This window comes from Lysinibacillus sp. BPa_S21 (assembly GCF_023337795.1).
Classification (GTDB): domain Bacteria; phylum Bacillota; class Bacilli; order Bacillales_A; family Planococcaceae; genus Lysinibacillus.
The window spans coordinates 123054-145551 of record NZ_JALIRS010000010.1; the positions used below are offsets into that span (position 1 = coordinate 123054).

Sequence of the window (22498 nt, forward strand, 5' to 3'; positions counted from 1 at the left end):
AGGTGACAGTTTATGAAAAAATTTGTTCAAATTGCTTTTTTACTGATTGGAGGAGCATTAGGCCTTGTTTTCTTACCGCCATTATACGAATTGCTTCATTTATCATCTAATCCTTGGCTTGATAATCCTTATGTATCAGTATCTTTAGGAGCGCTTTTACTGTTTACATTATCATTTGCCTTTTCAGATTATTTTGTAAGGCTTATTAGTTGGATGGAAGAGGTGTTATTTAAAGTACCTGTTGGGGATTTACTATTTGGTACACTCGGCCTTATTATCGGACTAATTGTTGCTTATTTCTTAGGCTTTGCAATTGATAGTATCGATTTGCCGAAGTTCACAAAGGTTTTACCGATAATACTGTCATTTGTACTAGGCTATTTAGGGTTCCGCGTAGGCTTTAAAAAGCGAGATGAATTAATCCAGCTATTTACATTGCGTGGTAACAATACGAAGAAAAAAGTAACGGAAGGTGTAGAACCTCAAGAAACACGAGGAAGCTATAAACTGTTAGATACTAGCGTTATTATTGATGGTCGTATCGCAGATATTTCTGAAACTGGCTTTATCGAAGGTACATTAGTTGTACCCCAATTTGTCCTTACTGAGCTCCAACATATTGCTGATTCTTCGGATACATTAAAGCGTACAAGAGGTCGTCGTGGTTTAGATATTTTAAAAAAATTACAAGATGAGCGAATGACGAAGGTAGAGATTACAGAAGAGGACTTTGAGGATGTGCAAGAGGTTGATTTAAAGCTAGTGCGTCTTGCGAAGAAAATGGGTAATGATACACAAATTGTGACGAACGACTTTAACCTAAACAAAGTTTGCGAGCTACACCAAGTGAAGGTTTTAAACATTAATGATTTAGCAAATGCAGTAAAGCCTGTCGTTATTCCGGGTGAAGATATGCAAGTGATGGTGATTAAAGATGGGAAAGAGCATAATCAAGGGGTTGCTTATTTAGATGATGGCACAATGATCGTTGTTGAAGGTGGACGTAGCTATATTGGACAGGCAATTACAGTAACTGTAACAAGTGTTCTTCAAACATCAGCAGGTCGTATGATTTTTGCTAAACCAAAGGATGACTAGGAAGTGGTAAATGTGCAATATGAAGTAGTATTACCTGCTGCGGGAAGCGGAAAGCGAATGGGTGCAGGACAAAATAAGTTATTTTTAAATCTTTTAGAAAAACCAATTCTCATCCACACACTGGAGGTATTCGAACAGGATAGTCAGTGTACAGGTATTTGGCTTGCAGTAAAGCCAGAAGAGCGTGTATTTATTCAAGAAATGCTTGAGCAGTATGGAATTACTAAAGTTAAAGGTTTACCTGATGGTGGTGCAGAACGACAGCATTCCGTGCATTCATGCATGAAAGAAATGAAGCAGGTTGATATTGTGCTTGTGCATGATGCTGCGCGTCCATTTATTACGCATGACATTATTGCGAATCTTGTACAAAGTGCGTATGACTTTGGAGCTGCAATTGCGGGTGTTCGTGCGAAGGATACGATGAAAAAAGTACGAAATGGTGTTATTGAAGAGACAATTGATCGAGAAAGCTTATGGATGATTCAAACCCCACAAGCATTTCAATTCGATTTGATTGTGGAGGCAGAGGATGTCGCGGAGAAGGTAGGCTTTCTTGGCACAGATGAAGCAATGCTTGTTGAACGTCTCGGTCATGAGGTGCATATTGTAGAAAGTAGCTACGAAAATGTAAAGATGACAACGCAAGAAGATTTAGTTTTTGGTGAAGCGATATTGCGTAAACGTGCTTTGAATGCGAGTAGTTGAAGTGAGACAATAGGTGAATGAAAAGTAAAAAATCCCGTAAAGAAGTAGCGCTATAACTTCTCTACGGGATTTTATTTTAACCTGTAGTGAAAGCGAAGCGTCAGCTATGGAAGTCTCCCACCCCTATAGGTAGGAGATGAGTAGACACGAATACGGCGCCCTCGTAACAACAAATGTGAGGGAAACTAGAAGTCGAATTTTATAAAGCTTTGTCGAGACACTCATTTCCTAGGAAATATGTTAAAATGTGAGGGTATAATATAGAGTAAATATATAAGTGAAGGAAGGTGAATGAGACTGCCTTATAAGCTGAATAGAAGCTTTTTAAGTCTGCTTCAGTTGGTGGATTTTCTTTTTTTATTTATCTTATTTGACAGTCTCAAAATCATATGTTTCGAGTGGGACAAGGGTTTGATGTGCATGCATTTGAAGAAGGACGACCATTAATTATTGGAGGTATCACAATTCCTCATGAAAAAGGGCTAGTAGGGCATTCGGACGCAGATGTTTTATTACACACTGTAACAGATGCAGCGTTAGGGGCTATTGGTGAGGGAGATATCGGTCGTCATTTTCCAGATACAGATCCAGCATTCAAGGATGCAGATTCAGCGAAATTATTAGAGCATATTTGGAAGATTGTTGAGGATAAAGGCTATGTTCTAGGTAATGTGGATTGTACGATTATGGCACAACGTCCAAAAATGGCGCCTTATATTGAACAAATGCAAAATCGTATTGCTGAATTGCTTCATGCAGAGCCTTCTCAGGTGAATGTTAAAGCAACAACAACGGAGCGTTTAGGTTTTACAGGTCGCGAGGAAGGGATTGCTGCGATGGCGACAATCCTATTGATGAAGAAATAAAAGCAAGCTCTCGATGCTTTTATTTCCTGTAACAGAGTGGTAAAATGAACAAAGTCAATTTTTTGATCGAAAATTTAGGAGGCTTTTAATTATGGCGAAAGAAGTTCGTGTTCGTTACGCGCCTTCCCCTACTGGTTTCTTACATATCGGTGGAGCGCGTACAGCGTTATTTAACTATTTATATGCAAAACATCATAACGGTAAATTTATCGTACGTATTGAGGATACAGATATTGAGCGTAATGTAGAGGGCGGAGAAGCATCTCAGCTAGATAACTTAAAATGGTTAGGTATTGAATATGATGAGTCAATCGATATCGGTGGACCATATGCACCTTATCGTCAAATGGAACGTCTTGATATTTATAAAGAGCACGCTGAAAAACTACTAGAGCAAGGTTTAGCTTACAAATGCTTCTGTTCTTCTGAGAAATTAGAAGCGTCTCGTGAAGAACAAAAAGCACGAGGTGTAGCAGCTCCAACTTATGACGGTACTTGTCGTCATTTATCAGCAGAAGAAGTGGCTGCTAAAGAAGCTGCTGGTGAACCATTTACAATTCGTATGCGCGTACCTGAAAATGTAACATATGAATTTGAAGATTTAGTACGTGGACAAGTAGCATTTGAGTCGAAAGATGTTGGCGACTGGGTACTTGTTAAAGCAAACGGTATTCCGACATATAACTATGCGGTAGTGCTAGATGATCACTTTATGGAAATTTCTCATGTATTCCGTGGTGAAGAGCATTTATCGAATACACCAAAACAAATGATGATTTTTGATGCATTCGGCTGGGAATATCCACGCTTTGGTCATATGACATTAATCATTAATGAAAATCGTAAAAAATTATCAAAACGTGATGAATCCATTATTCAATTCGTCACACAATATAAAGATTTAGGTTACTTACCTGAAGCGATGTTCAACTTCTTCGCATTACTTGGTTGGTCTCCTGAAGGGGAAGAAGAGATTTTCTCAAAAGAAGACTTTATTAAAATCTTTGATGAAAAACGTCTTTCAAAATCACCATCTATGTTTGATAAACAAAAGCTTACTTGGATGAATAACCAATATATTAAAAAATTATCTTTAGAAGAAGTAGTGGCATTATCTTTACCACACTTACAAAAAGCTGGTTTATTACCAGAAGAGCTAACAGAAGAAGAACGTGCATGGGCTACAGATTTAATTGCACTTTATCATGATCAAATGAGCTTTGGTGCTGAAATTGTAGAACTATCTCGCCTATTCTTTAACGATCATATTGAATATGATGAAGAAGCAAAAGCAGTTTTAGCTGGTGAGCAGGTACCTGAGGTAATGACTGCATTTAAAGCACAGCTTGAAGGTTTAGAGGAATTGACACCTGATACTGTCAAAGCGGCTATTAAAGCTGTTCAAAAAGAAACAGGTCATAAAGGTAAAAATCTATTTATGCCAATTCGCGTTGTAACGACGGGTGAAACGCATGGCCCAGAACTTCCGAACGCAATTTGCCTAATTGGCAAACAGAAAACAATTGACCGTGTAGAAAAATTTGCGCAATAAGTAGAAATTGATTGACAATTTGATAGTTCGTTGTAAAATGTATTTACATTGAGAAAGCGTTGATAAGGAGAAGTAAGTGGCGCATGCTCTAAAGAGAGGACCATCACCGGCTGAAAGTGGTCTGAGCCTAGGTAAAACTGAAATGCACCTTTGAGCATAAAGCTGAACAAATAGTAGGCTTTGTCGATTCGTTCCCGTTACAGAACGTCCAGAGTGGAAGGTGTTGGCCTTCAATCAGAGTGGAACCGCGCAAATTTAGCGTCTCTGTCATTCCTTTTTGGGGATGATAGGGGCGCTTTTTATTTTCCTGACATATGTCAAATTCTACTCGAATAACTCTGCGGTGAAATCAACGTCCGCAATAGTATTTCAAAGACCGGTACTTGATAAGATCAAGGTAGATCAACATGAAAAGGGGGAGCTTTTGTGTTTAAAAGAATGAAGGAAGATGTAGAAACGATTTTTGAGAATGACCCGGCAGCGCGTAGTGTATTTGAAGTTATATTAACATACTCAGGTTTGCACGCTACTTGGGCACATCGAGTTGCTCATTGGTTCTTTAAGAAACGTTTTTATTTTATAGCCCGTACTATTTCACAAATTAGTCGCTTCTTTACTGGAATTGAAATTCATCCTGGAGCGAAAATCGGTCGACGTTTCTTTATTGACCATGGGATGGGCGTTGTTATTGGTGAAACATGTGAGATTGGTGATAATGTAACGTTGTATCAAGGTGTAACGTTAGGTGGTACAGGGAAAGAAAAGGGAAAACGCCATCCGACATTGGAGGATAATGTACTAGTTGCAACAGGTGCAAAAGTTTTAGGTTCTATTACAATTGGCGAAAATAGTAAAATTGGTGCAGGCTCAGTAGTCTTAAAAGAAGTACCGCCAAATGCAACAGTTGTCGGTATTCCTGGTAAAATAGTGATTAAGGATGGAGTCCGTCTAGAGAAAAAACTAGACCACCAAAATATACCTGACCCTGTAGAAGAACGTTGTCAAGCTTTCGAGAAGCAGATTGCAACATTGAATCAGGAAATCGAACGCTTACAAAAGGAGAGAGAAACACAATGAGTATTCAAATTTTCAACTCATTAACACGACAAAAGGAAACTTTCGTACCGCTGGAGGAAGGCAAAGTAAAAATGTACGTTTGTGGCCCGACAGTTTATAACTATATTCATATTGGGAATTCACGACCTGTAATTGTCTACGATACAGTGCGACGTTATTTTCAATACAAAGGCTACGATGTGAAGTTTGTTTCAAATTTCACAGATGTGGACGACAAAATTATAAAGACTGCAAATGAACTAGGAGAAGAAGTTCATGAATTAACGGAACGCTTCATAGCTGCATATTTTGAAGATGTTACAGCGTTAGGCTGCAAGAAAGCGGATGTGCATCCACGCGTGACAGAGCATATGGATGATATCATTCAATTTATTCAAGTTTTAATCGATAAAGGCTATGCTTATGAGTCAGCTGGTGATGTTTATTATCGAACTCGCAAATTCAATGGTTACGGTAAATTGTCTCATCAATCGGTGGATGATTTAAAAATTGGTGCTCGTATAGAAGCGGGCGAGAAAAAAGATGATGCGTTAGATTTTGCTCTATGGAAAGCTGTGAAGCCGGGTGAAATTTACTGGGAAAGTCCTTGGGGAAAAGGGCGCCCAGGTTGGCATATTGAATGCTCTGTAATGGCACGTGAGCATTTAGGTGATACTATTGACATTCATGCGGGTGGGCAAGATTTAACATTCCCGCATCATGAAAATGAAATTGCACAATCAGAAGCTCATAATGATAAAGCATTTGCTCGTTATTGGATGCACAATGGGTATATTAATATTGATAATGAAAAAATGTCCAAATCACTTGGTAATTTTATACTCGTCAATGATATTCGTAAACAAATTGACCCACAAGTTTTACGCTTCTTTATGCTTTCTGTGCATTATCGTCATCCGATTAATTTTGCGAAGGATTTAGTAGATGCAGCAGCAAATGGTTTAGAACGAATTCATACAGCCTATAACAATGTGAAACACCGTTTAACAGCAACTGCGAGCTTAGGTAATCACTCAGAAGAATGGCTTGAAAAAATTGCTGAACAAAAAGCTTATTTTGAAGAAGCAATGGATGATGACTTTAATACAGCCAATGCCATTTCTGTATTATTTGAATTAGCGCGTATCGCAAATATTTATCTAAATGAAACAAATACTGATGAAAAAGTATTAGTAAGCTTTGCTGAAACTTTTGAGGTGCTAGGTGACGTCTTAGGTATTGAATTTGCAAAAGAAGAAGAGCTATTAGACGAAGAAATTGAAGCACTTTTACAGGAGCGTGTAGAAGCACGTAAAAATCGTGATTTTGCTCGTTCGGATGAAATTCGTGACCATTTGCAAGCGCAAGGTATCATTTTAGAAGATACGCGACAAGGAACTAGATGGAAACGAGGGTAAGTAACTTGGATAAACTCCGCAACGAAGATGTTAAGCAATTGAATGCATTAGCGTTGGCCTATATGGGAGACGCAGTTTTAGAACAAAAGATACGAGAGCATTTATTACGTGCTGGCCGTGTCAAACCCAACACACTTCATAGAGAAGCGACACGTTACGTATCAGCGAAAGCACAATCTATGATCGTACATCGAATGATGGATGAAGGATTTTTAACAGAGGAGGAGTTGGCTGTGTTCCGTCGTGGACGCAATGCCAAATCCGGCTCTGTGCCAAAAAATACGGATGTTCAAACATACCGTAATAGCTCAGGCTTTGAAGCTGTGCTTGGTAGTTTATATTTATTAAATGAATTAGAACGCGTTTATGCAATCATTGCATACGCTATTCAAATAATCGAGGAATCGAAAGGAGTGTCAAATTAATGGCAGAGCAAAATGGTGAAATTATTGCCGGTAAAAACCCAGTGTTAGAAGCACTTCGTTCAGGCCGCGATATGAATAAAGTATGGATTGCAGAAGGTGTGAAAAAATCGGGGGTTAATGAACTGCTCGATTTAGCACGAGAACGTGGAGTCATCGTTCAGTTTGTTCCGAAAAAAAAGGTAGATCAATTATCGAGTGCCAATCACCAAGGAATAGTTGCCTCTGTTGCAGCATATAAATATGCAGAGCTAGAGGATTTATTTGCTGCGGCAGCAAAAAAACAAGAAGATCCGTTCTTCTTAATTTTAGATGAGTTGGAGGACCCGCATAATCTAGGTTCTATTATGCGAACTGCTGATGCGATTGGTGCACATGGTATTATTATTCCAAAGCGCCGTTCTGTGAGTTTGACAGCTGTAGTGGCAAAGGCATCAACTGGAGCAATTGAACATGTGCCTGTAGTGCGTGTTAATAACCTAGCACAGACGGTTGATGAGCTGAAAGAACGAGGGGTATGGATTGCGGGTACAGATGCAAAAGGTTCTGCAGACTATCGTAAAATGGATGCCACATTGCCACTTGCGATTATTATTGGTAGTGAAGGTAAAGGAATGGGCCGCTTATTAAAAGAGAAATGTGAGTTTTTATATCATTTACCAATGGTTGGACATGTCACATCACTAAATGCATCAGTAGCTGCTGCAATTTTAATGTACGAAGTGTATCGTAAACGTCAAGAAGCGAATGATTGACGATGAACAACATTTTGCTTGTTGACGGTTATAATATGATAGGAGCTTGGAAAGAGCTACGACCATTACGTGATACTAATTTTGAAGATGCCCGTAAAAGATTAATTGAGCTTATGGCTGAGTATAAAGCAGCTATGGGGTGGCGCGTAATTATAGTTTTTGACGCACATCTTGTACCGGGTGTCGAGCAAACTTATTTAGAAAATGATGTTGAAGTCATTTATACACGGAAAAACGAAACAGCAGATGAACGTATTGAAAAAATGACGCACGAACTAAAAGCTAGAAATGTGCAGATTCACGTAGCAACCTCTGATATGGCAGAGCAAAATGTTATTTTTGGTAACGGTGCTCTTCGAAAATCGGCAAGAGAGCTAGAAATTGATCTGGGTATTATCCAGCATAAAATTTCTCATGATGTGAAACGAAAGCAAGATAGCAAGCCGCCTTCTCGCATAGAGCTAAGGCCCGATGTTGCTTTGGCCTTTGAAAAATGGCGGCGTGGTTTGAAATGATTGATTGACGCATATTTTCCAATTCCGTTATACTGTTCCTAATTATCTGTTGTAGCTGAGGTGATACCATGTTTAAAAATAGTATTGTACAAGTGACACAAGATTTTGAACGATTCAATGATGAAGAACTTATTGAAATGGTGCATCAAGGTAATACAGATGCGTTGGATTTTTTAATTACGAAATACCGTTTGTTAGTGAGAGCAAAGGCTAGATCTTATTTTTTAATTGGTGCAGATAAGGAAGACATTGTCCAAGAGGGCATGATTGGTTTGTATAAAGCTATTCGTGATTTTAAGGGAGATAAGCTTGCTTCTTTTCGAGCTTTTGCTGAACTGTGTATTACAAGACAGATTATTACGGCTATTAAAACAGCTACAAGACAGAAGCATATACCACTAAATTCTTATGTTTCTTTGGACAAGCCTATTTTTGATGAAGAGTCAGACCGTACATTAATGGATGTATTAACCGGCGCTATTATGGATGATCCGGAAGAATTAATGATTCATAGAGAAGAGTTTGGCTACTTAGAAGAAAAGATGGGTGAGATTTTAAGTGAATTAGAGCTACAAGTGTTAGCTCTATACTTAGATGGACAGTCTTATCATGAAATTTCTGAGAAATTAAATCGTCATGTGAAGTCTATTGACAATGCATTGCAGCGAGTAAAGCGTAAATTAGAGCGACATTTAGTTCTTGAAGAAATGTCTTAGTGGTTTTATGCCTTTATTGACATTGACAAATATAGGTGTTAGTCTTGAAAAGACAAAGTGCCGAAAAGGTGATAAAATGGCAAAAAAAGTCGTTCTAAATTGCGAAAAATGCGGATCGAGAAATTATACGTTTCCAGCTAAGGAAGATTCAACTGTACGCCTCGAATTAAAGAAATTTTGCTCGCATTGCAATGAACATACAGTGCATAAACAAACGCTATAAAATAATTTGTAAATAGACAGATATGATTGATTCGGAGGTTAGGCTAGAATGGGTAAGATTAAAGGCTTTTTCAGTAATGTAATGTCGGAAATGCGCAAAACAAGCTGGCCAAAAAGTAAAGAACTGACGAAATATACAGTCGTTGTAATTTCAACTGTTGTAATTATGGCTTTATTTTTTGTGTTAGCAGACTTAGGTATTTCATCATTATTCCGCTGGTACTTAGATCTATAATTTAGTAAATAGCATGTTAATACTTCTGAAATAGCCCGTCATTACAATAAACGGGTTTTTTCGTTTGCTTTATCTTCAGTCAGAATGAAGGTAAAGCCTCCGGCGGGTGTCGCGGTTTTTAAAAGGAATGAATTGTCGAGCGTAATTCAATGACACAATTACGCCAAGGAGAAATTGAAGAAACGAACAGCAGTAAAATATTCTCAATGTGATAAATATGCTACTAGGGATAGTATGAGGGTAGCGATAGATGACTATGCTAGATTTGGTATATATCATCAGGCTTTCGCTAGCAATGCGAAAGCTATGTTTTTCTAATGAGCAGTTTGTGAAAAGAGTAAAGGTTGCGTTTAGCATATCGTGATTCGTTTTCACTTTTATTTGTAAGGGAGGGACGGACGAGGAGTCCTAGTAGTTATGGAGAAAAATTGGTATGTTGTTCATACGTATTCAGGGTATGAAAACCGTGTAAAAGCAAACCTAGAGAAACGTGTAGAAACAATGGGTATGCAGGATAAGATTTTCCGTGTTATTGTGCCTGAACACGAAGAAACAGAAATGAAGGATGGGAAAAAGCGTACAATGATGCGTAAAGTTTTCCCTGGTTACGTTTTAGTAGAGCTAATTATGACGGATGATTCATGGTATGTTGTACGTAATACACCAGGTGTAACTGGCTTTATCGGTTCATCTGGTGGCGGTGCGAAGCCGACACCTTTATTACCTGAAGAAGCGGACCGTCTACTACAACAAATGGGTATGACTGACAAAGTTGTCGAAATTGATATTTCTGTTGGAGAAGCAGTAGAAGTATTGGAAGGACCTTTTGCGCACTTCCAAGGACGCGTTGAAGAGATTGACGCTGAAAAAGGTAAGCTAAAAGTTTCTGTCGATATGTTTGGTCGCGAAACAATTATGGAACTAGATTTTGAGCAAGTACAAAAATTATAGTTCTAGTAACTAAAGTGTCATATGTCTAAGACGTATGTCGCAGAATTTGTTAATTACTACTTGCTTAAAAAAATTAAAAGTGGTATCATTTCAAAGGTCAGACTGTCATACTTTGGTTTGACGTCTGCTATGATAATTTTAATGTTATCGGCACTTAGCTGACAGACAGATATTGAGTGGGAGGGGCAACCCAATTACCACATCACGGACTTAAGGAGGTGTGTCTCGTGGCTAAAAAAGTTATTAAAGTTGTTAAACTTCAAATCCCTGCAGGTAAAGCAAACCCAGCTCCACCAGTTGGTCCTGCATTAGGTCAAGCAGGTGTGAACATCATGGGATTCTGTAAAGAATTCAACGCTCGTACTGCAGACCAAGCTGGTCTTATTATTCCAGTTGAAATTTCAGTATTTGAGGACCGTTCATTCACTTTCATTACAAAAACTCCGCCGGCAGCAGTTCTACTTAAAGTAGCAGCTGGTATCCAATCTGGATCTGGTGAACCAAATCGTAAAAAAGTGGCAACGGTTAAACGTGATAAAGTTCGCGAAATCGCTGAAACTAAAATGCCAGACCTTAACGCTGCTTCAGTAGAAGCTGCAATGTTAATGGTTGAAGGTACTGCACGAAGCATGGGTATTGTTATCGAAGACTAATCCCAGTTACTTGATGATGTATTTGTTTTTTGGAAGGTTGCGGAGTTTCTTTGTGAACGCGCAACCTTTATTCGTGGGAGGTAAAATCCGCTATAACCACAATCAAGGAGGAATTATATAATGGCTAAAAAAGGTAAAAAACTGCAAGATGCAGCAAAATTAATCGACCGTAACGCAGTATACGGTGCGCAAGAAGCAATCGAACTTGCTCAAAAAACTAGCACAGTGAACTTCGACGCTACTGTAGAAGTTGCTTTCCGTTTAGGAATCGATACTCGTAAAAATGACCAACAAATCCGTGGTGCAGTAGTGCTACCAAACGGTACTGGTAAAACTCAACGCGTATTAGTATTCGCTAAAGGTGAAAAACTTAAAGAAGCTGAAGCAGCTGGTGCTGACTATGTAGGCGATGCAGAATACATCCAAAAAATCCAACAAGGTTGGTTCGATTTCGATGTAATCGTTGCAACTCCTGACATGATGGGTGAAGTTGGTAAACTTGGTCGTGTATTAGGACCTAAAGGTTTAATGCCAAACCCTAAAACTGGTACAGTTACTTTCGATGTAACAAAAGCTATCGGTGAAATCAAAGCTGGTAAAGTAGAATACCGTGCTGATAAAGCTGGTATCATCCACGCTCCTATCGGGAAAGCTTCATTCTCTACAGAAAAATTAGTAGAAAACTTCTTAGCTGTATTTGATGTAGTGCAAAAAGCAAAACCTGCTGCAGCTAAAGGTACTTACATGAAATCTGTAAACGTTACAACTACAATGGGTCCAGCTATTAAAGTTGATGCTTCAAGCGTAGTAGTAAAATAATTAACGTTTTTATATAAATCTGTTGACGGCGTCGTCTATCTATGATAAGATGATTGCTGTTGTGAATCATCCATTTGTACCGTAGACAGTAGGAGTGACTTGTCACTTAATGATCCTACCGAGGACATCGGAATTCGGATTCTTATTTAAAGATGATGACTTTCAGCCTCTGTGTCTATTTTGACCCAGGGGCTTTTCTTTTGTCGGTATAAATGACCCATTCTAATAGGAGGTGTCATCATGAGCAAAGCAATCGAAAACAAACAAGTACAAGTTCAAGAGATTACTGAGAAATTCCAAAACGCTGCTTCTGTAGTAGTTGTGGATTACCGTGGTCTTAACGTTGCACAAGTAACTGAGCTTCGTAAACAACTTCGTGAAGCTGGTGTTGAGTTCAAAGTTTACAAAAACACTTTAACACGTCGTGCTACTGAAGCTGTTGGCCTTGAAGGAATCAACGATGTATTAGTTGGTCCTAACGCAATTGCGTTCTCAAATGAAGATGTTGTAGCTCCTGCTAAAATCATCAACGAGTTCGCTAAGAAAAATGAAGCTTTAGAAATTAAAGCAGGTATTATTGAAGGTACAATCTCTTCTGTTGAAGATGTTAAAGCACTTGCAGAACTTCCATCACGCGAAGGTCTTCTATCTATGCTTTTATCTGTACTTCAAGCTCCAGTGCGCAACTTCGCACTTGCAACAAAAGCTGTTGCAGACCAAAAAGAAGAACAAGGCGCGTAATTTCGTACGCACTTTAACTTCCGCGGCATGACCGCAACAATAAAAACATTATCCAATTAGGAGGAAATTATAATGAATAAAGAGCAAATCTTAGAAGCTATCAAAGCTATGACAGTTCTTGAATTAAACGATTTAGTAAAAGCTATCGAAGAAGAATTCGGTGTAACAGCTGCTGCTCCTGTAGCAGTAGTAGGTGCTGCTGCTGGCGCTGCTGAAGAAAAAACTGAGTTTGACGTAGTATTAGCATCTGCTGGTGCTGAAAAAATCAAAGTAATCAAAGTGGTTCGTGAAATCACTGGTTTAGGTCTTAAAGAAGCTAAAGAAGTTGTAGATAACGCTCCTAAAGCTCTTAAAGAAGGCGTTTCTAAAGATGAAGCTGAACAAATCAAAGCTAAACTTGAAGAAGTTGGCGCATCTGTAGAAGTTAAGTAATCTCGCATTACTTTTAAACAAAAGGAAAGCTCGTCATTGTGGCGAGCTTTTTTCTTCATTCTGAGGAGGCGTGGAAATGTCAGATCACTATTATACGAATAAGCCTCAAACTGAGAGCAAACCTCGTCACTGGACATTCAAGTTGTTAGGGCATACGTTTTCCTTTGAAACGGATGCAGGTGTATTTAGTAAAAGCGAAGTAGATTTTGGATCCCGTGTTTTAATAGATGCTTTTCAAATGCCTGATATTGATGGTGCGATTTTTGATGTGGGGTGTGGGTACGGACCGATCGGATTATCGATTGCTAAAACAAACCCAGACCGTACCGTTTTTATGATGGATATCAATGAACGTGCTGTTGCACTCTCACAAAAAAATGCGCAAGTAAACGGAGTTCAAAATGTACGGATATTTGTGAGTGACGGACTATCGAAGGTTGGCAATGATGTAAACGCCGCAGCTATTTTAACCAATCCTCCAATTCGCGCAGGAAAGGAAACAATTTTCCGCTTTTACGACGGAGCTTATGATAAGTTAGTGTCATCTGGTGAGCTGTGGGTAGTCATACAGAAGAAGCAAGGTGCACCATCAACGGTAAGTTACCTAGAAGAAAAATTTTCTGAAGTCGATGTTGTGGAGAAGAAAAAAGGGTACTGGATAGTACGTGCGAAAAAATAAGTGAAATATGCATAATTTATTGACTTGACAAATCGGCTATGATAATATGATACAATGCAAAAATATTATTTTGAGGTCGTATGCCCTTTTTGTATATGATTGTTATAATGTGGGTATACTTGCCAAGATAAGTTTAGTTAACCGAAAATGAGATCTTTTTGAAGACTCGTTTTCTTTTTGTCTTTCGAAATCATACACTATTTGTATGATTTTGCAAAGACCTAATATCGCTTTATTGAGGGGTGAATGAGTTGACAGGTCAACTAGTTCAGTATGGACAACACCGCCAGCGTAGAAGCTTTGCGCGTATTAACGAGGTGCTTGAGCTTCCAAATCTGATTGAGATTCAAACGGCGTCTTACGAGTGGTTCCTTGAAGAAGGTTTACGTGAAATGTTCCGTGACATTTCGCCGATCGAGGACTTTACAGGTAATCTTTCATTAGAATTCATCGATTATTCATTAGGAGATCCTAAGTATGATGTAGATGAATGTAAAGAGCGAGATGTTACTTACGCGGCTCCATTACGTGTGAAAGTACGTCTTTACAACAAAGAAACAGACGAAGTGAAGGAACAGGATGTCTTCATGGGTGACTTCCCATTAATGACAGAGACAGGTACGTTCATTATCAATGGTGCTGAACGTGTTATCGTTTCACAATTAGTCCGTTCACCAAGTGTGTATTTCCATGATAAAACTGATAAAAACGGTAAGAAAGGTTTCGGAGCGACAGTTATTCCTAACCGTGGTGCATGGTTAGAGTATGAAACTGATGCAAAAGATGTAGTATATGTGCGTATTGACCGTACTCGTAAGCTACCAGTAACAGTGTTACTTCGTGCATTAGGCTTCGGTTCAGACCAAGAAATTATCGATATTATCGGTGACAACGAATATTTACGTAATACGTTAGAAAAAGATAACTCTGAAAGTACTGAAAAAGCACTTTTAGAAATCTATGAACGTTTACGTCCAGGTGAGCCACCAACAGTTGAAAGTGCGAAGAGTTTATTATACTCTCGTTTCTTCGATGCAAAACGCTATGATTTAGCGAATGTTGGTCGCTACAAAATGAATAAAAAGCTTCATATCAAAAATCGTTTATTTAACCAAACGATTGCTGAAACGCTTGTAGACCCAGAAACAGGCGAAATTTTAGTAGAGAAGGGTACAGTTCTTGACCGCCGTACTTTAGATAAAATCTTACCGTATCTAGAAGATTCATCAAAAGGAATCGGTTACCGCACTTTATCACAAGTAGGTGGAGTGCTTGAGGATGATGTAACAATCCAATCTATTAAAATTTATGCACCAAAAGATGAAGCGCAAAAAGAAATCAATATTATTGGTAATGCGTACATCGATGAAGAAGTGAAGAATATTACGCCTGCTGACGTATTATCTTCAGTAAGTTATTTCTTCAACTTGCTTTACCAAGTAGGGGCAACGGATGATATCGACCACTTAGGTAACCGTCGTCTACGCTCTGTTGGTGAGCTTTTACAAAATCAATTCCGTATCGGTTTATCCCGTATGGAACGTGTAGTACGTGAGCGTATGTCTATTAACGATACAGCTGCTATCGTACCTCAGCAATTAATTAATATCCGTCCAGTAATTGCGTCAATTAAAGAGTTCTTTGGTAGCTCTCAATTATCACAATTCATGGACCAAACAAACCCATTGGCAGAGTTAACGCATAAGCGTCGTCTATCTGCGTTAGGACCTGGTGGTTTAACACGTGAGCGTGCTGGTTTCGAAGTACGTGACGTTCACTATTCTCACTATGGTCGTATGTGTCCAATCGAGACACCAGAGGGTCCAAACATTGGGTTAATCAACTCATTATCTTCATTTGCCAAAGTAAATAAATTCGGATTCATTGAAACACCTTATCGTCGTATTGACCATGAGACAGGTAAAGTAACGGATCAAATTGATTACTTAACAGCTGATGAAGAAGATAACTACTATGTAGCACAAGCGAACTCACTATTAAATCCTGATGGCACATTCGCTAAAGACGAAGTAGTAGGTCGTTTCCGTGGGGATAATACAGTATTTAATAAATCGCAAATGGACTACATGGATGTATCTCCTAAACAAGTAGTGTCAGCTGCGACTGCATGTATCCCGTTCTTAGAAAACGATGACTCGAACCGTGCACTTATGGGTGCCAACATGCAACGTCAAGCAGTTCCTCTTCTTAACCCAGAAGCACCATTTGTTGGTACTGGTATGGAACATGTTGATGCGCGTGACTCAGGTGCGGCTGTAGTAGCGAAATATGACGGTATTGTTGAGCATGTTGAAGCTCGCTCTATCCATGTTCGCCGTATTGAAGTCGTTGACGGTAAAGAGGTTAAAGGCGATTTAACAAAATATAAATTACAAAAATTCATTCGTTCTAACCAAGGTACTTCATACAACCAACGTCCACTTGTAAAAGTTGGCGAACGTGTGAAACCTCGTGACATTTTAGCAGACGGTCCATCTATGGAAAATGGTGAACTTGCTCTTGGTCGTAACGTACTTGTTGCGTTCATGACTTGGAACGGCTTTAACTATGAGGATGCTGTTATCATGAGCGAACGCCTTGTAAAAGACGATGTCTATACATCTGTTCATATTGAAGAATATGAATCAGAGTCTCGTGATACAAAATTAGGACCTGAAGAAATCACTCGTGATATTCCAAACGTCGGGGAAGATGCACTTCGTAACTTAGATGAACGTGGTATCATTCGTGTTGGTGCGGAAGTACGTGACGGTGACATTCTTGTAGGTAAAGTAACACCTAAAGGGGTTACAGAATTAACAGCTGAAGAACGCTTATTACATGCTATCTTCGGTGAAAAAGCTCGTGAAGTTCGTGATACTTCATTACGTGTACCACATGGTGCTGGCGGTATTATTCTTGACGTAAAAGTATTTAACCGTGAAGATGGCGATGAATTACCACCGGGTGTTAACCAATTAGTTCGTGCTTACATTGTTCAAAAACGTAAAATTCGCGTAGGGGACAAAATGGCCGGACGTCATGGTAACAAAGGGGTTATCTCTCGTATCTTACCGGAAGAGGATATGCCATTCATGCCAGACGGTACTCCTGTTGATATCATGTTAAACCCACTTGGTGTACCTTCTCGTATGAACATCGGACAAGTTTTAGAGCTACACTTAGGTATGGCTTCTCGTTACTTAGGCGTTCATATGGCAACTCCAGTATTTGATGGTGCCAACGAGGAAGATGTTTGGGAAACGATGGAAGAGGCAGGTATGAACCGTGATGGTAAAACAATCCTGTATGATGGACGTTCAGGTGAACCATTTGATAACCGTGTATCAGTAGGTGTCATGTATATGATCAAACTTGCTCACATGGTTGATGATAAACTTCACGCACGTTCAACTGGTCCTTACTCACTTGTAACTCAACAGCCACTTGGTGGTAAAGCACAGTTCGGTGGACAACGTTTTGGTGAGATGGAGGTATGGGCACTTGAAGCATACGGTGCTGCATACACACTTCAAGAAATCTTAACAGTTAAATCCGACGACGTTGTTGGTCGTGTGAAAACATACGAAGCAATCGTTAAAGGTGAAAGTGTGCCAGAGCCAGGCGTTCCTGAATCATTCAAAGTATTGATTAAAGAACTTCAATCTCTTGGTATGGATGTGAAGATGCTAACAGTCAATGATGAAGAGGTAGAGCTTCGCGACTTAGACGAGGAAGACGATCTTCAACCAGCTGATGCACTTAACATTGCACCACAGCAAGATACAGAAGAAGAGCCAGTAGAGTCTTTTGAATAATGGAAAACGTTAATTCACATTCTTTGTGAACACGGTCAAAGTTATTTTTCAAATTAGTCGGGCAGGATTTAACGCCCTGTCCGACTTTTTCTTTCAATAAATCATTCTATTTTTAATCTTTTGCTAAAGAGCAATGATTCTTGCAAACGATTATCGAGCTGCGTAAAAGAGTCTTTATAAAGACCTATACTAGAGGGAGGTAGGCTCCTTGATAGACGTTAATGAATTTGAATATATGAAAATTGGTTTAGCTTCTCCTGACAAGATCCGTTCTTGGTCATACGGTGAAGTTAAAAAACCTGAAACGATTAACTATCGTACTTTAAAACCAGAAAAAGATGGTTTATTCTGTGAGCGTATTTTCGGTCCAACTAAGGACTGGGAGTGTCATTGTGGTAAATACAAACGTGTACGCTATAAAGGCGTAGTTTGTGATCGTTGTGGAGTAGAAGTAACACGCGCTAAAGTTCGCCGTGAACGTATGGGCCACATCGAATTAGCGGCACCAGTATCTCATATCTGGTACTTCAAAGGTATTCCTAGCCGTATGGGTCTTATTTTAGATATGTCCCCACGTGCATTAGAAGAAGTAATTTACTTTGCTTCATACGTTGTAATCGAACCAGGTGCTACAAACTTAGAAAGTAAACAACTACTTTCTGAAAAAGAGTACCGCGCATATCGCGAAAAATTCGGTAACACATTCGAAGCATCTATGGGTGCAGAAGCAATTAAAAAATTATTAGGCAAAATTGATCTTGAAGATGAAACTCAATCTTTAAAAGAAGAGTTGAAATCAGCGCAAGGTCAACGTCGTACACGTGCCATTAAACGTCTTGAAGTTGTTGAATCATTCCGTAACTCAGGGAACTCTCCTGAATGGATGATTTTAGATGTACTACCGGTTATTCCACCAGAGCTTCGTCCGATGGTGCAATTAGATGGTGGCCGTTTCGCAACTTCTGACTTAAACGATTTATATCGCCGTGTCATCAACCGTAATAACCGTTTAAAACGTTTACTAGACCTTGGTGCTCCAAGTATCATCGTACAAAACGAAAAACGTATGTTACAAGAAGCTGTTGATGCATTAATCGATAACGGTCGTCGTGGTCGTCCTGTAACAGGTCCTGGTAACCGTCCATTAAAATCACTTTCACATATGCTGAAAGGTAAACAAGGTCGTTTCCGCCAAAACTTACTTGGTAAACGTGTTGACTACTCTGGTCGTTCGGTTATCGTAGTAGGTCCAAACTTAAAAATGTACCAATGTGGTCTACCAAAAGAAATGGCAATTGAATTATTCAAGCCTTTCGTGATGAAAGAGTTAGTAGAACGTGGTCTTGCACATAATATTAAATCTGCTAAACGTAAAATCGAGCGTTTAAACAACGATGTATGGGACGTTTTAGAAGATGTAATTCGTGAGCATCCAGTATTACTAAACCGTGCACCAACGCTTCACCGTCTTGGTATTCAAGCGTTTGAACCAACATTAGTTGAAGGTCGTGCTATTCGTCTTCACCCATTAGTATGTACAGCTTACAACGCTGACTTCGATGGTGACCAAATGGCGGTTCACGTACCATTATCAGCGGAAGCGCAAGCAGAGGCTCGTCTTCTAATGCTTGCTGCACAAAACATCCTGAACCCGAAAGACGGTAAACCGGTTGTAACACCATCTCAAGATATGGTATTAGGGAACTACTACTTAACACTTGAACGTGAAGCAGCTCGCGGTGAAGGAACAGCTTTCTATGGTCCAAACGAAGTATTAATTGCATATGATACAGGTCATGTTCATTTGCATACTCGTATTGCGATTAAAGCAAGTTCGTTAAATAACCCAACATTTACTGAGGAACAAAATAATATGTTCCTATTAACGACTGTTGGTAAAGTAATCTTTAACGAAATTTTACCTAAATCATTCCCATATATTAATGAGCCAACTGCATTCAACTTAGAACAAGAAACACCTGACAAATACTTTGTTAACTTAACAATTGATGAAGAAACGTTAAAAGAGCTTGAAGCAGATGCTACTTATAATGGTCTTGATGAAAAAGGTAAAGTTGAAGCACAACGCACAGCTGTACTGCGCAAACACTTTGCATCAGTTCCAGTTGTAAATCCATTCCGTAAAAAATTCTTAGGTAATATCATTGCTGAAGTATTTAAACGTTTCCACATTACTGAAACATCTAAAATGCTTGACCGTATGAAGAACCTAGGATTCAAATATTCAACACGCGCTGGTATCACTGTAGGTGTATCTGACATCGTCGTATTACCAGACAAAGGTGAAATTTTAGCGGAAGCTCAAGAAAAAGTAGATAAAGTTCAAGCGCAATTCCGTCGTGGTTTCATCACTGAAGATGAGCGTTATGATCGCGTTATCTCAAGCTGGAGTGCTGCGAAAGATGAAATTCAATCTAAGCTAATGAAGTCTCTTGAGAAAACAAACCCAATCTTTATGATGTCTGACTCAGGTGCCCGTGGTAACGCATCTAACTTTACACAGTTAGCTGGTATGCGTGGTCTGATGGCCAACCCGGCTGGTCGTATCATTGAACTTCCAATTAAATCTTCATTCCGTGAAGGTTTAACGGTATTAGAGTACTTCATCTCAACTCACGGTGCTCGTAAAGGTCTTGCCGATACAGCCCTAAAAACTGCCGATTCAGGTTACTTAACACGTCGTCTTGTTGACGTTGCACAAGATGTAATTGTTCGTGAGGATGACTGTGGAACTGACCGAGGTTTAACAATCGGTGCGTTAATGGAAGGCACAGAGTTAATTGAAGCGTTAGATGAACGTATTATCGGTCGTCATACGAAGAAAACAATCGTGCATCCAGAAACAGGTGAAGTGATCTTAGAAAAAGATGGCTTAATCGATCAAGATATCGCTCGTACAGTTATTGAGGTTGGTATCGAGGAAGTAACAATCCGTTCAGCATTCACATGTAATACAAAACATGGTGTATGTAAAAAATGTTACGGCATGAACTTGGCAACAGGTGAAAAGGTTGAAGTTGGGGAAGCAGTGGGTATCATTGCGGCTCAATCAATCGGTGAACCAGGTACACAGTTAACAATGCGTACATTCCATACTGGTGGGGTTGCCGGTGACGATATTACACAAGGTCTTCCACGTATCCAAGAGATCTTCGAAGCACGTAATCCAAAAGGTCAATCTGTTATTTCAGAAATTACTGGTACTGTTTCGGATATCACTGAAATCCGTGAAGGTCTAAAAGAAATTACAATTCAAGGTGACGTAGAAACTCGTAAATATCAAGCACCTTATAATGCACGTCTAAAAGTTGTCGAAGGTGACACAGTAGAACGTGGTCAAGTTTTAACAGAGGGTTCTATCGATCCAAAACAATTATTAAAAGTAAAAGACGTTTCAACAGTTCAAGAATATTTACTAAAAGAAGTACAAAAAGTATACCGTATGCAAGGGGTAGAAATTGGAGACAAACATATCGAGGTAATGGTTCGCCAAATGCTTCGTAAAGTTCGTGTAATCGAAGCTGGTGACACTGAATTATTACCAGGTTCATTACTAGATATTCACCAATTCACAGAGGCAAACGTAGACGCTGTTATGAATGGCAAAAACCCTGCAACTTGCCGCCCTGTAATTCTAGGTATTACAAAAGCTTCTCTTGAAACAGAATCATTCTTATCCGCTGCATCATTCCAAGAAACAACTCGTGTGTTAACGGATGCTGCTATTAAAGGAAAACGTGATGAACTTCTTGGTCTGAAGGAAAACGTAATTATCGGTAAACTTGTTCCTGCAGGTACTGGTATGCAACGTTACCGTCAAATCCGTATTGAAAAAGATGAGCTTGACACAGAAGACTTAGTTTCTGCTGAATAATCATTAAAATAAGTACCGAAGAGGTGTGTTTTTAGCATCTCTTCGGGCTTTTTAAAGATATTAGTTGACAGTTGAAATTGGTAATGATAATATATTGAAGGTTGATAGTTAACTGTCTGTACTTCGGAGGATATGAAAATGTCTTATGATAAAGTAAGGGCAAGTCAAACAATCATAGGTACAAAGCAAGCAGTAAAAGCAATGCAAGCTGGTTCAGTGAAAGAACTTTTTGTGGCACTCGATGCAGACAATTGGGTAACCGATTCGGCCATATCTTTCGCGAGAGAAATCGGTATACCAGTTATTCTTGTTGAGTCCAAAAAGGAACTGGGCAAGGCCTGTGGAATCCATGTTGGAGCTGCGGTAGTTGCGATTACTGTAGAGTAGTTTTTGTGTATTAAACACAAAGACTTTGTTTTTACCCAAAAAATGAACCACCTGGATGTGTGGTATTAACAAGGAATAAATGAAGGGAGGAAAAATCGATGCCTACAATTAACCAATTAGTACGTAAGCCTCGTCAATCTAAAATCACGAAATCAAAATCACCAGCGTTAAACAAAGGATATAACTCATTTAAAAAATCTTTAACTGATGTTAAGTCTCCACAAAAACGCGGAGTTTGTACTCGTGTGGGTACAATGACACCTCGTAAACCAAACTCAGCGTTACGTAAATACGCTCGTGTACGTTTAACTAACCAAATCGAGGTTACAGCTTATATCCCAGGTGAAGGCCACAACTTACAAGAGCACAGTGTTGTTCTTATCCGTGGCGGACGCGTAAAAGACTTAGCGGGTGTTCGTTACCATATCGTACGTGGAGCTCTTGATACAGCTGGTGTAAACGGTCGTTTACAATCACGTTCTAAATACGGAACAAAACGCCCTAAAGAAAAAAAATAATTTAACATTATTAAGCGCTGCTTAATAATAAACATAAGTAGT

Annotated in this window: 22 protein-coding genes and 2 other annotated features; all 22 genes read left to right on the forward strand. The window is 39.2% G+C overall.

What is annotated here, in order from left to right:
• The first annotated feature begins 12 nt into the window (after positions 1-12).
• The 22 genes from MOK21_RS18190 (at position 13) to rpsL (ending at position 22456) form a co-directional block, all read left to right on the forward strand.
• Positions 13-1098, forward strand: a complete 1086-nt coding sequence (locus tag MOK21_RS18190) for a PIN/TRAM domain-containing protein (protein WP_249075400.1) — start codon at positions 13-15, stop codon at positions 1096-1098.
• A gap of 12 nt (positions 1099-1110) precedes the next feature.
• On the forward strand, positions 1111-1806 hold the full coding sequence (ispD, locus tag MOK21_RS18195; RefSeq protein WP_249075439.1) for a 2-C-methyl-D-erythritol 4-phosphate cytidylyltransferase: 696 nt from the start codon (positions 1111-1113) through the stop codon (positions 1804-1806).
• 389 nt (positions 1807-2195) lie between these two features.
• Complete coding sequence (gene ispF / locus MOK21_RS18200; RefSeq protein ID WP_053482833.1) at positions 2196-2672, forward strand: 2-C-methyl-D-erythritol 2,4-cyclodiphosphate synthase; 477 nt, start codon at positions 2196-2198, stop codon at positions 2670-2672.
• Between the two features lie 91 nt (positions 2673-2763).
• Positions 2764-4224 carry a glutamate--tRNA ligase gene (gltX, locus tag MOK21_RS18205; protein WP_249075401.1) on the forward strand — a complete coding sequence of 487 codons (1461 nt, stop codon included), beginning with the start codon at positions 2764-2766 and terminating at the stop codon, positions 4222-4224.
• 50 nt (positions 4225-4274) lie between these two features.
• Positions 4275-4493 (forward strand) — a binding site (T-box leader).
• Between the two features lie 157 nt (positions 4494-4650).
• On the forward strand, positions 4651-5301 hold the full coding sequence (epsC, locus tag MOK21_RS18210; RefSeq protein WP_249075402.1) for a serine O-acetyltransferase EpsC: 651 nt from the start codon (positions 4651-4653) through the stop codon (positions 5299-5301).
• The gene (gene cysS, locus MOK21_RS18215) at positions 5298-6698 is read left to right on the forward strand and encodes a cysteine--tRNA ligase (protein ID WP_249075403.1); all 1401 of its coding nucleotides are present in this window, start codon (positions 5298-5300) and stop codon (positions 6696-6698) included. The genes epsC and cysS overlap by 4 nt, the downstream gene beginning before the upstream one ends.
• A 5-nt stretch (positions 6699-6703) precedes the next feature.
• Positions 6704-7123: a Mini-ribonuclease 3 gene (locus MOK21_RS18220; RefSeq protein ID WP_053482829.1), complete on the forward strand. Its 420-nt coding sequence runs from the start codon at positions 6704-6706 to the stop codon at positions 7121-7123.
• Positions 7123-7875 carry a 23S rRNA (guanosine(2251)-2'-O)-methyltransferase RlmB gene (gene rlmB / locus MOK21_RS18225; RefSeq protein ID WP_249075404.1) on the forward strand — a complete coding sequence of 251 codons (753 nt, stop codon included), beginning with the start codon at positions 7123-7125 and terminating at the stop codon, positions 7873-7875. Before MOK21_RS18220 ends, rlmB begins: the two co-directional genes overlap by 1 nt.
• Positions 7876-7877: 2 nt before the next feature.
• Entirely contained in the window at positions 7878-8390 is a 513-nt protein-coding gene (locus MOK21_RS18230) for an NYN domain-containing protein (protein WP_249075405.1), read from the forward strand.
• A 68-nt stretch (positions 8391-8458) separates the two neighbouring features.
• Positions 8459-9106, forward strand: coding sequence for an RNA polymerase sporulation sigma factor SigH (sigH, locus tag MOK21_RS18235; RefSeq protein ID WP_249075406.1), 648 nt, complete (start codon positions 8459-8461; stop codon positions 9104-9106).
• Between the two features lie 76 nt (positions 9107-9182).
• A complete protein-coding gene (gene rpmG, locus MOK21_RS18240) occupies positions 9183-9329 on the forward strand; it encodes a 50S ribosomal protein L33 (protein WP_079562383.1) in 147 nt (48 codons plus the stop codon).
• A 48-nt stretch (positions 9330-9377) separates the two neighbouring features.
• On the forward strand, positions 9378-9563 hold the full coding sequence (secE, locus tag MOK21_RS18245) for a preprotein translocase subunit SecE (RefSeq protein WP_249075407.1): 186 nt from the start codon (positions 9378-9380) through the stop codon (positions 9561-9563).
• Positions 9564-9980: 417 nt separating this feature from the next.
• The gene (gene nusG / locus MOK21_RS18250) at positions 9981-10514 is read left to right on the forward strand and encodes a transcription termination/antitermination protein NusG (RefSeq protein ID WP_249075408.1); all 534 of its coding nucleotides are present in this window, start codon (positions 9981-9983) and stop codon (positions 10512-10514) included.
• A gap of 227 nt (positions 10515-10741) precedes the next feature.
• On the forward strand, positions 10742-11167 hold the full coding sequence (rplK, locus tag MOK21_RS18255; RefSeq protein ID WP_004233593.1) for a 50S ribosomal protein L11: 426 nt from the start codon (positions 10742-10744) through the stop codon (positions 11165-11167).
• A 120-nt stretch (positions 11168-11287) separates the two neighbouring features.
• Positions 11288-11986, forward strand: coding sequence for a 50S ribosomal protein L1 (rplA, locus tag MOK21_RS18260; protein ID WP_249075409.1), 699 nt, complete (start codon positions 11288-11290; stop codon positions 11984-11986).
• A 61-nt stretch (positions 11987-12047) separates the two neighbouring features.
• Positions 12048-12194: a sequence feature (ribosomal protein L10 leader region), on the forward strand.
• 32 nt (positions 12195-12226) lie between these two features.
• The gene (gene rplJ, locus MOK21_RS18265; RefSeq protein WP_249075410.1) at positions 12227-12727 is read left to right on the forward strand and encodes a 50S ribosomal protein L10; all 501 of its coding nucleotides are present in this window, start codon (positions 12227-12229) and stop codon (positions 12725-12727) included.
• 72 nt (positions 12728-12799) lie between these two features.
• Positions 12800-13159 carry a 50S ribosomal protein L7/L12 gene (rplL, locus tag MOK21_RS18270; RefSeq protein ID WP_132362671.1) on the forward strand — a complete coding sequence of 120 codons (360 nt, stop codon included), beginning with the start codon at positions 12800-12802 and terminating at the stop codon, positions 13157-13159.
• Between the two features lie 76 nt (positions 13160-13235).
• Entirely contained in the window at positions 13236-13838 is a 603-nt protein-coding gene (locus MOK21_RS18275) for a class I SAM-dependent methyltransferase (protein WP_249075411.1), read from the forward strand.
• Between the two features lie 242 nt (positions 13839-14080).
• On the forward strand, positions 14081-17656 hold the full coding sequence (gene rpoB / locus MOK21_RS18280) for a DNA-directed RNA polymerase subunit beta (RefSeq protein ID WP_249075412.1): 3576 nt from the start codon (positions 14081-14083) through the stop codon (positions 17654-17656).
• A 208-nt stretch (positions 17657-17864) separates the two neighbouring features.
• Positions 17865-21551 carry a DNA-directed RNA polymerase subunit beta' gene (gene rpoC / locus MOK21_RS18285; protein ID WP_283164778.1) on the forward strand — a complete coding sequence of 1229 codons (3687 nt, stop codon included), beginning with the start codon at positions 17865-17867 and terminating at the stop codon, positions 21549-21551.
• Between the two features lie 138 nt (positions 21552-21689).
• Positions 21690-21938: a ribosomal L7Ae/L30e/S12e/Gadd45 family protein gene (locus MOK21_RS18290; RefSeq protein WP_132362679.1), complete on the forward strand. Its 249-nt coding sequence runs from the start codon at positions 21690-21692 to the stop codon at positions 21936-21938.
• Between the two features lie 98 nt (positions 21939-22036).
• Positions 22037-22456, forward strand: a complete 420-nt coding sequence (gene rpsL, locus MOK21_RS18295) for a 30S ribosomal protein S12 (RefSeq protein WP_010860613.1) — start codon at positions 22037-22039, stop codon at positions 22454-22456.
• The last annotated feature ends 42 nt before the right edge of the window (positions 22457-22498 follow it).

Bases quoted from the DNA above. Each gene is read 5' to 3' on its own strand.
- rplL (WP_132362671.1), top strand. From the start codon at position 12,800: ATGAATAAAGAGCAAATCTTAGAAGCTATCAAAGCTATGACAGTTCTT.
- cysS (WP_249075403.1), top strand. From the start codon at position 5,298: ATGAGTATTCAAATTTTCAACTCATTAACACGACAAAAGGAAACTTTC.
- rplJ (WP_249075410.1), top strand. From the start codon at position 12,227: ATGAGCAAAGCAATCGAAAACAAACAAGTACAAGTTCAAGAGATTACT.
- sigH (WP_249075406.1), top strand. From the start codon at position 8,459: ATGTTTAAAAATAGTATTGTACAAGTGACACAAGATTTTGAACGATTC.
- MOK21_RS18290 (WP_132362679.1), top strand. From the start codon at position 21,690: ATGTCTTATGATAAAGTAAGGGCAAGTCAAACAATCATAGGTACAAAG.
- rpmG (WP_079562383.1), top strand. From the start codon at position 9,183: ATGGCAAAAAAAGTCGTTCTAAATTGCGAAAAATGCGGATCGAGAAAT.
- rpsL (WP_010860613.1), top strand. From the start codon at position 22,037: ATGCCTACAATTAACCAATTAGTACGTAAGCCTCGTCAATCTAAAATC.
- MOK21_RS18275 (WP_249075411.1), top strand. From the start codon at position 13,236: ATGTCAGATCACTATTATACGAATAAGCCTCAAACTGAGAGCAAACCT.
- MOK21_RS18230 (WP_249075405.1), top strand. From the start codon at position 7,878: ATGAACAACATTTTGCTTGTTGACGGTTATAATATGATAGGAGCTTGG.
- nusG (WP_249075408.1), top strand. From the start codon at position 9,981: ATGGAGAAAAATTGGTATGTTGTTCATACGTATTCAGGGTATGAAAAC.
- MOK21_RS18190 (WP_249075400.1), top strand. From the start codon at position 13: ATGAAAAAATTTGTTCAAATTGCTTTTTTACTGATTGGAGGAGCATTA.
- rplA (WP_249075409.1), top strand. From the start codon at position 11,288: ATGGCTAAAAAAGGTAAAAAACTGCAAGATGCAGCAAAATTAATCGAC.
- ispF (WP_053482833.1), top strand. From the start codon at position 2,196: ATGTTTCGAGTGGGACAAGGGTTTGATGTGCATGCATTTGAAGAAGGA.
- secE (WP_249075407.1), top strand. From the start codon at position 9,378: ATGGGTAAGATTAAAGGCTTTTTCAGTAATGTAATGTCGGAAATGCGC.
- rlmB (WP_249075404.1), top strand. From the start codon at position 7,123: ATGGCAGAGCAAAATGGTGAAATTATTGCCGGTAAAAACCCAGTGTTA.
- gltX (WP_249075401.1), top strand. From the start codon at position 2,764: ATGGCGAAAGAAGTTCGTGTTCGTTACGCGCCTTCCCCTACTGGTTTC.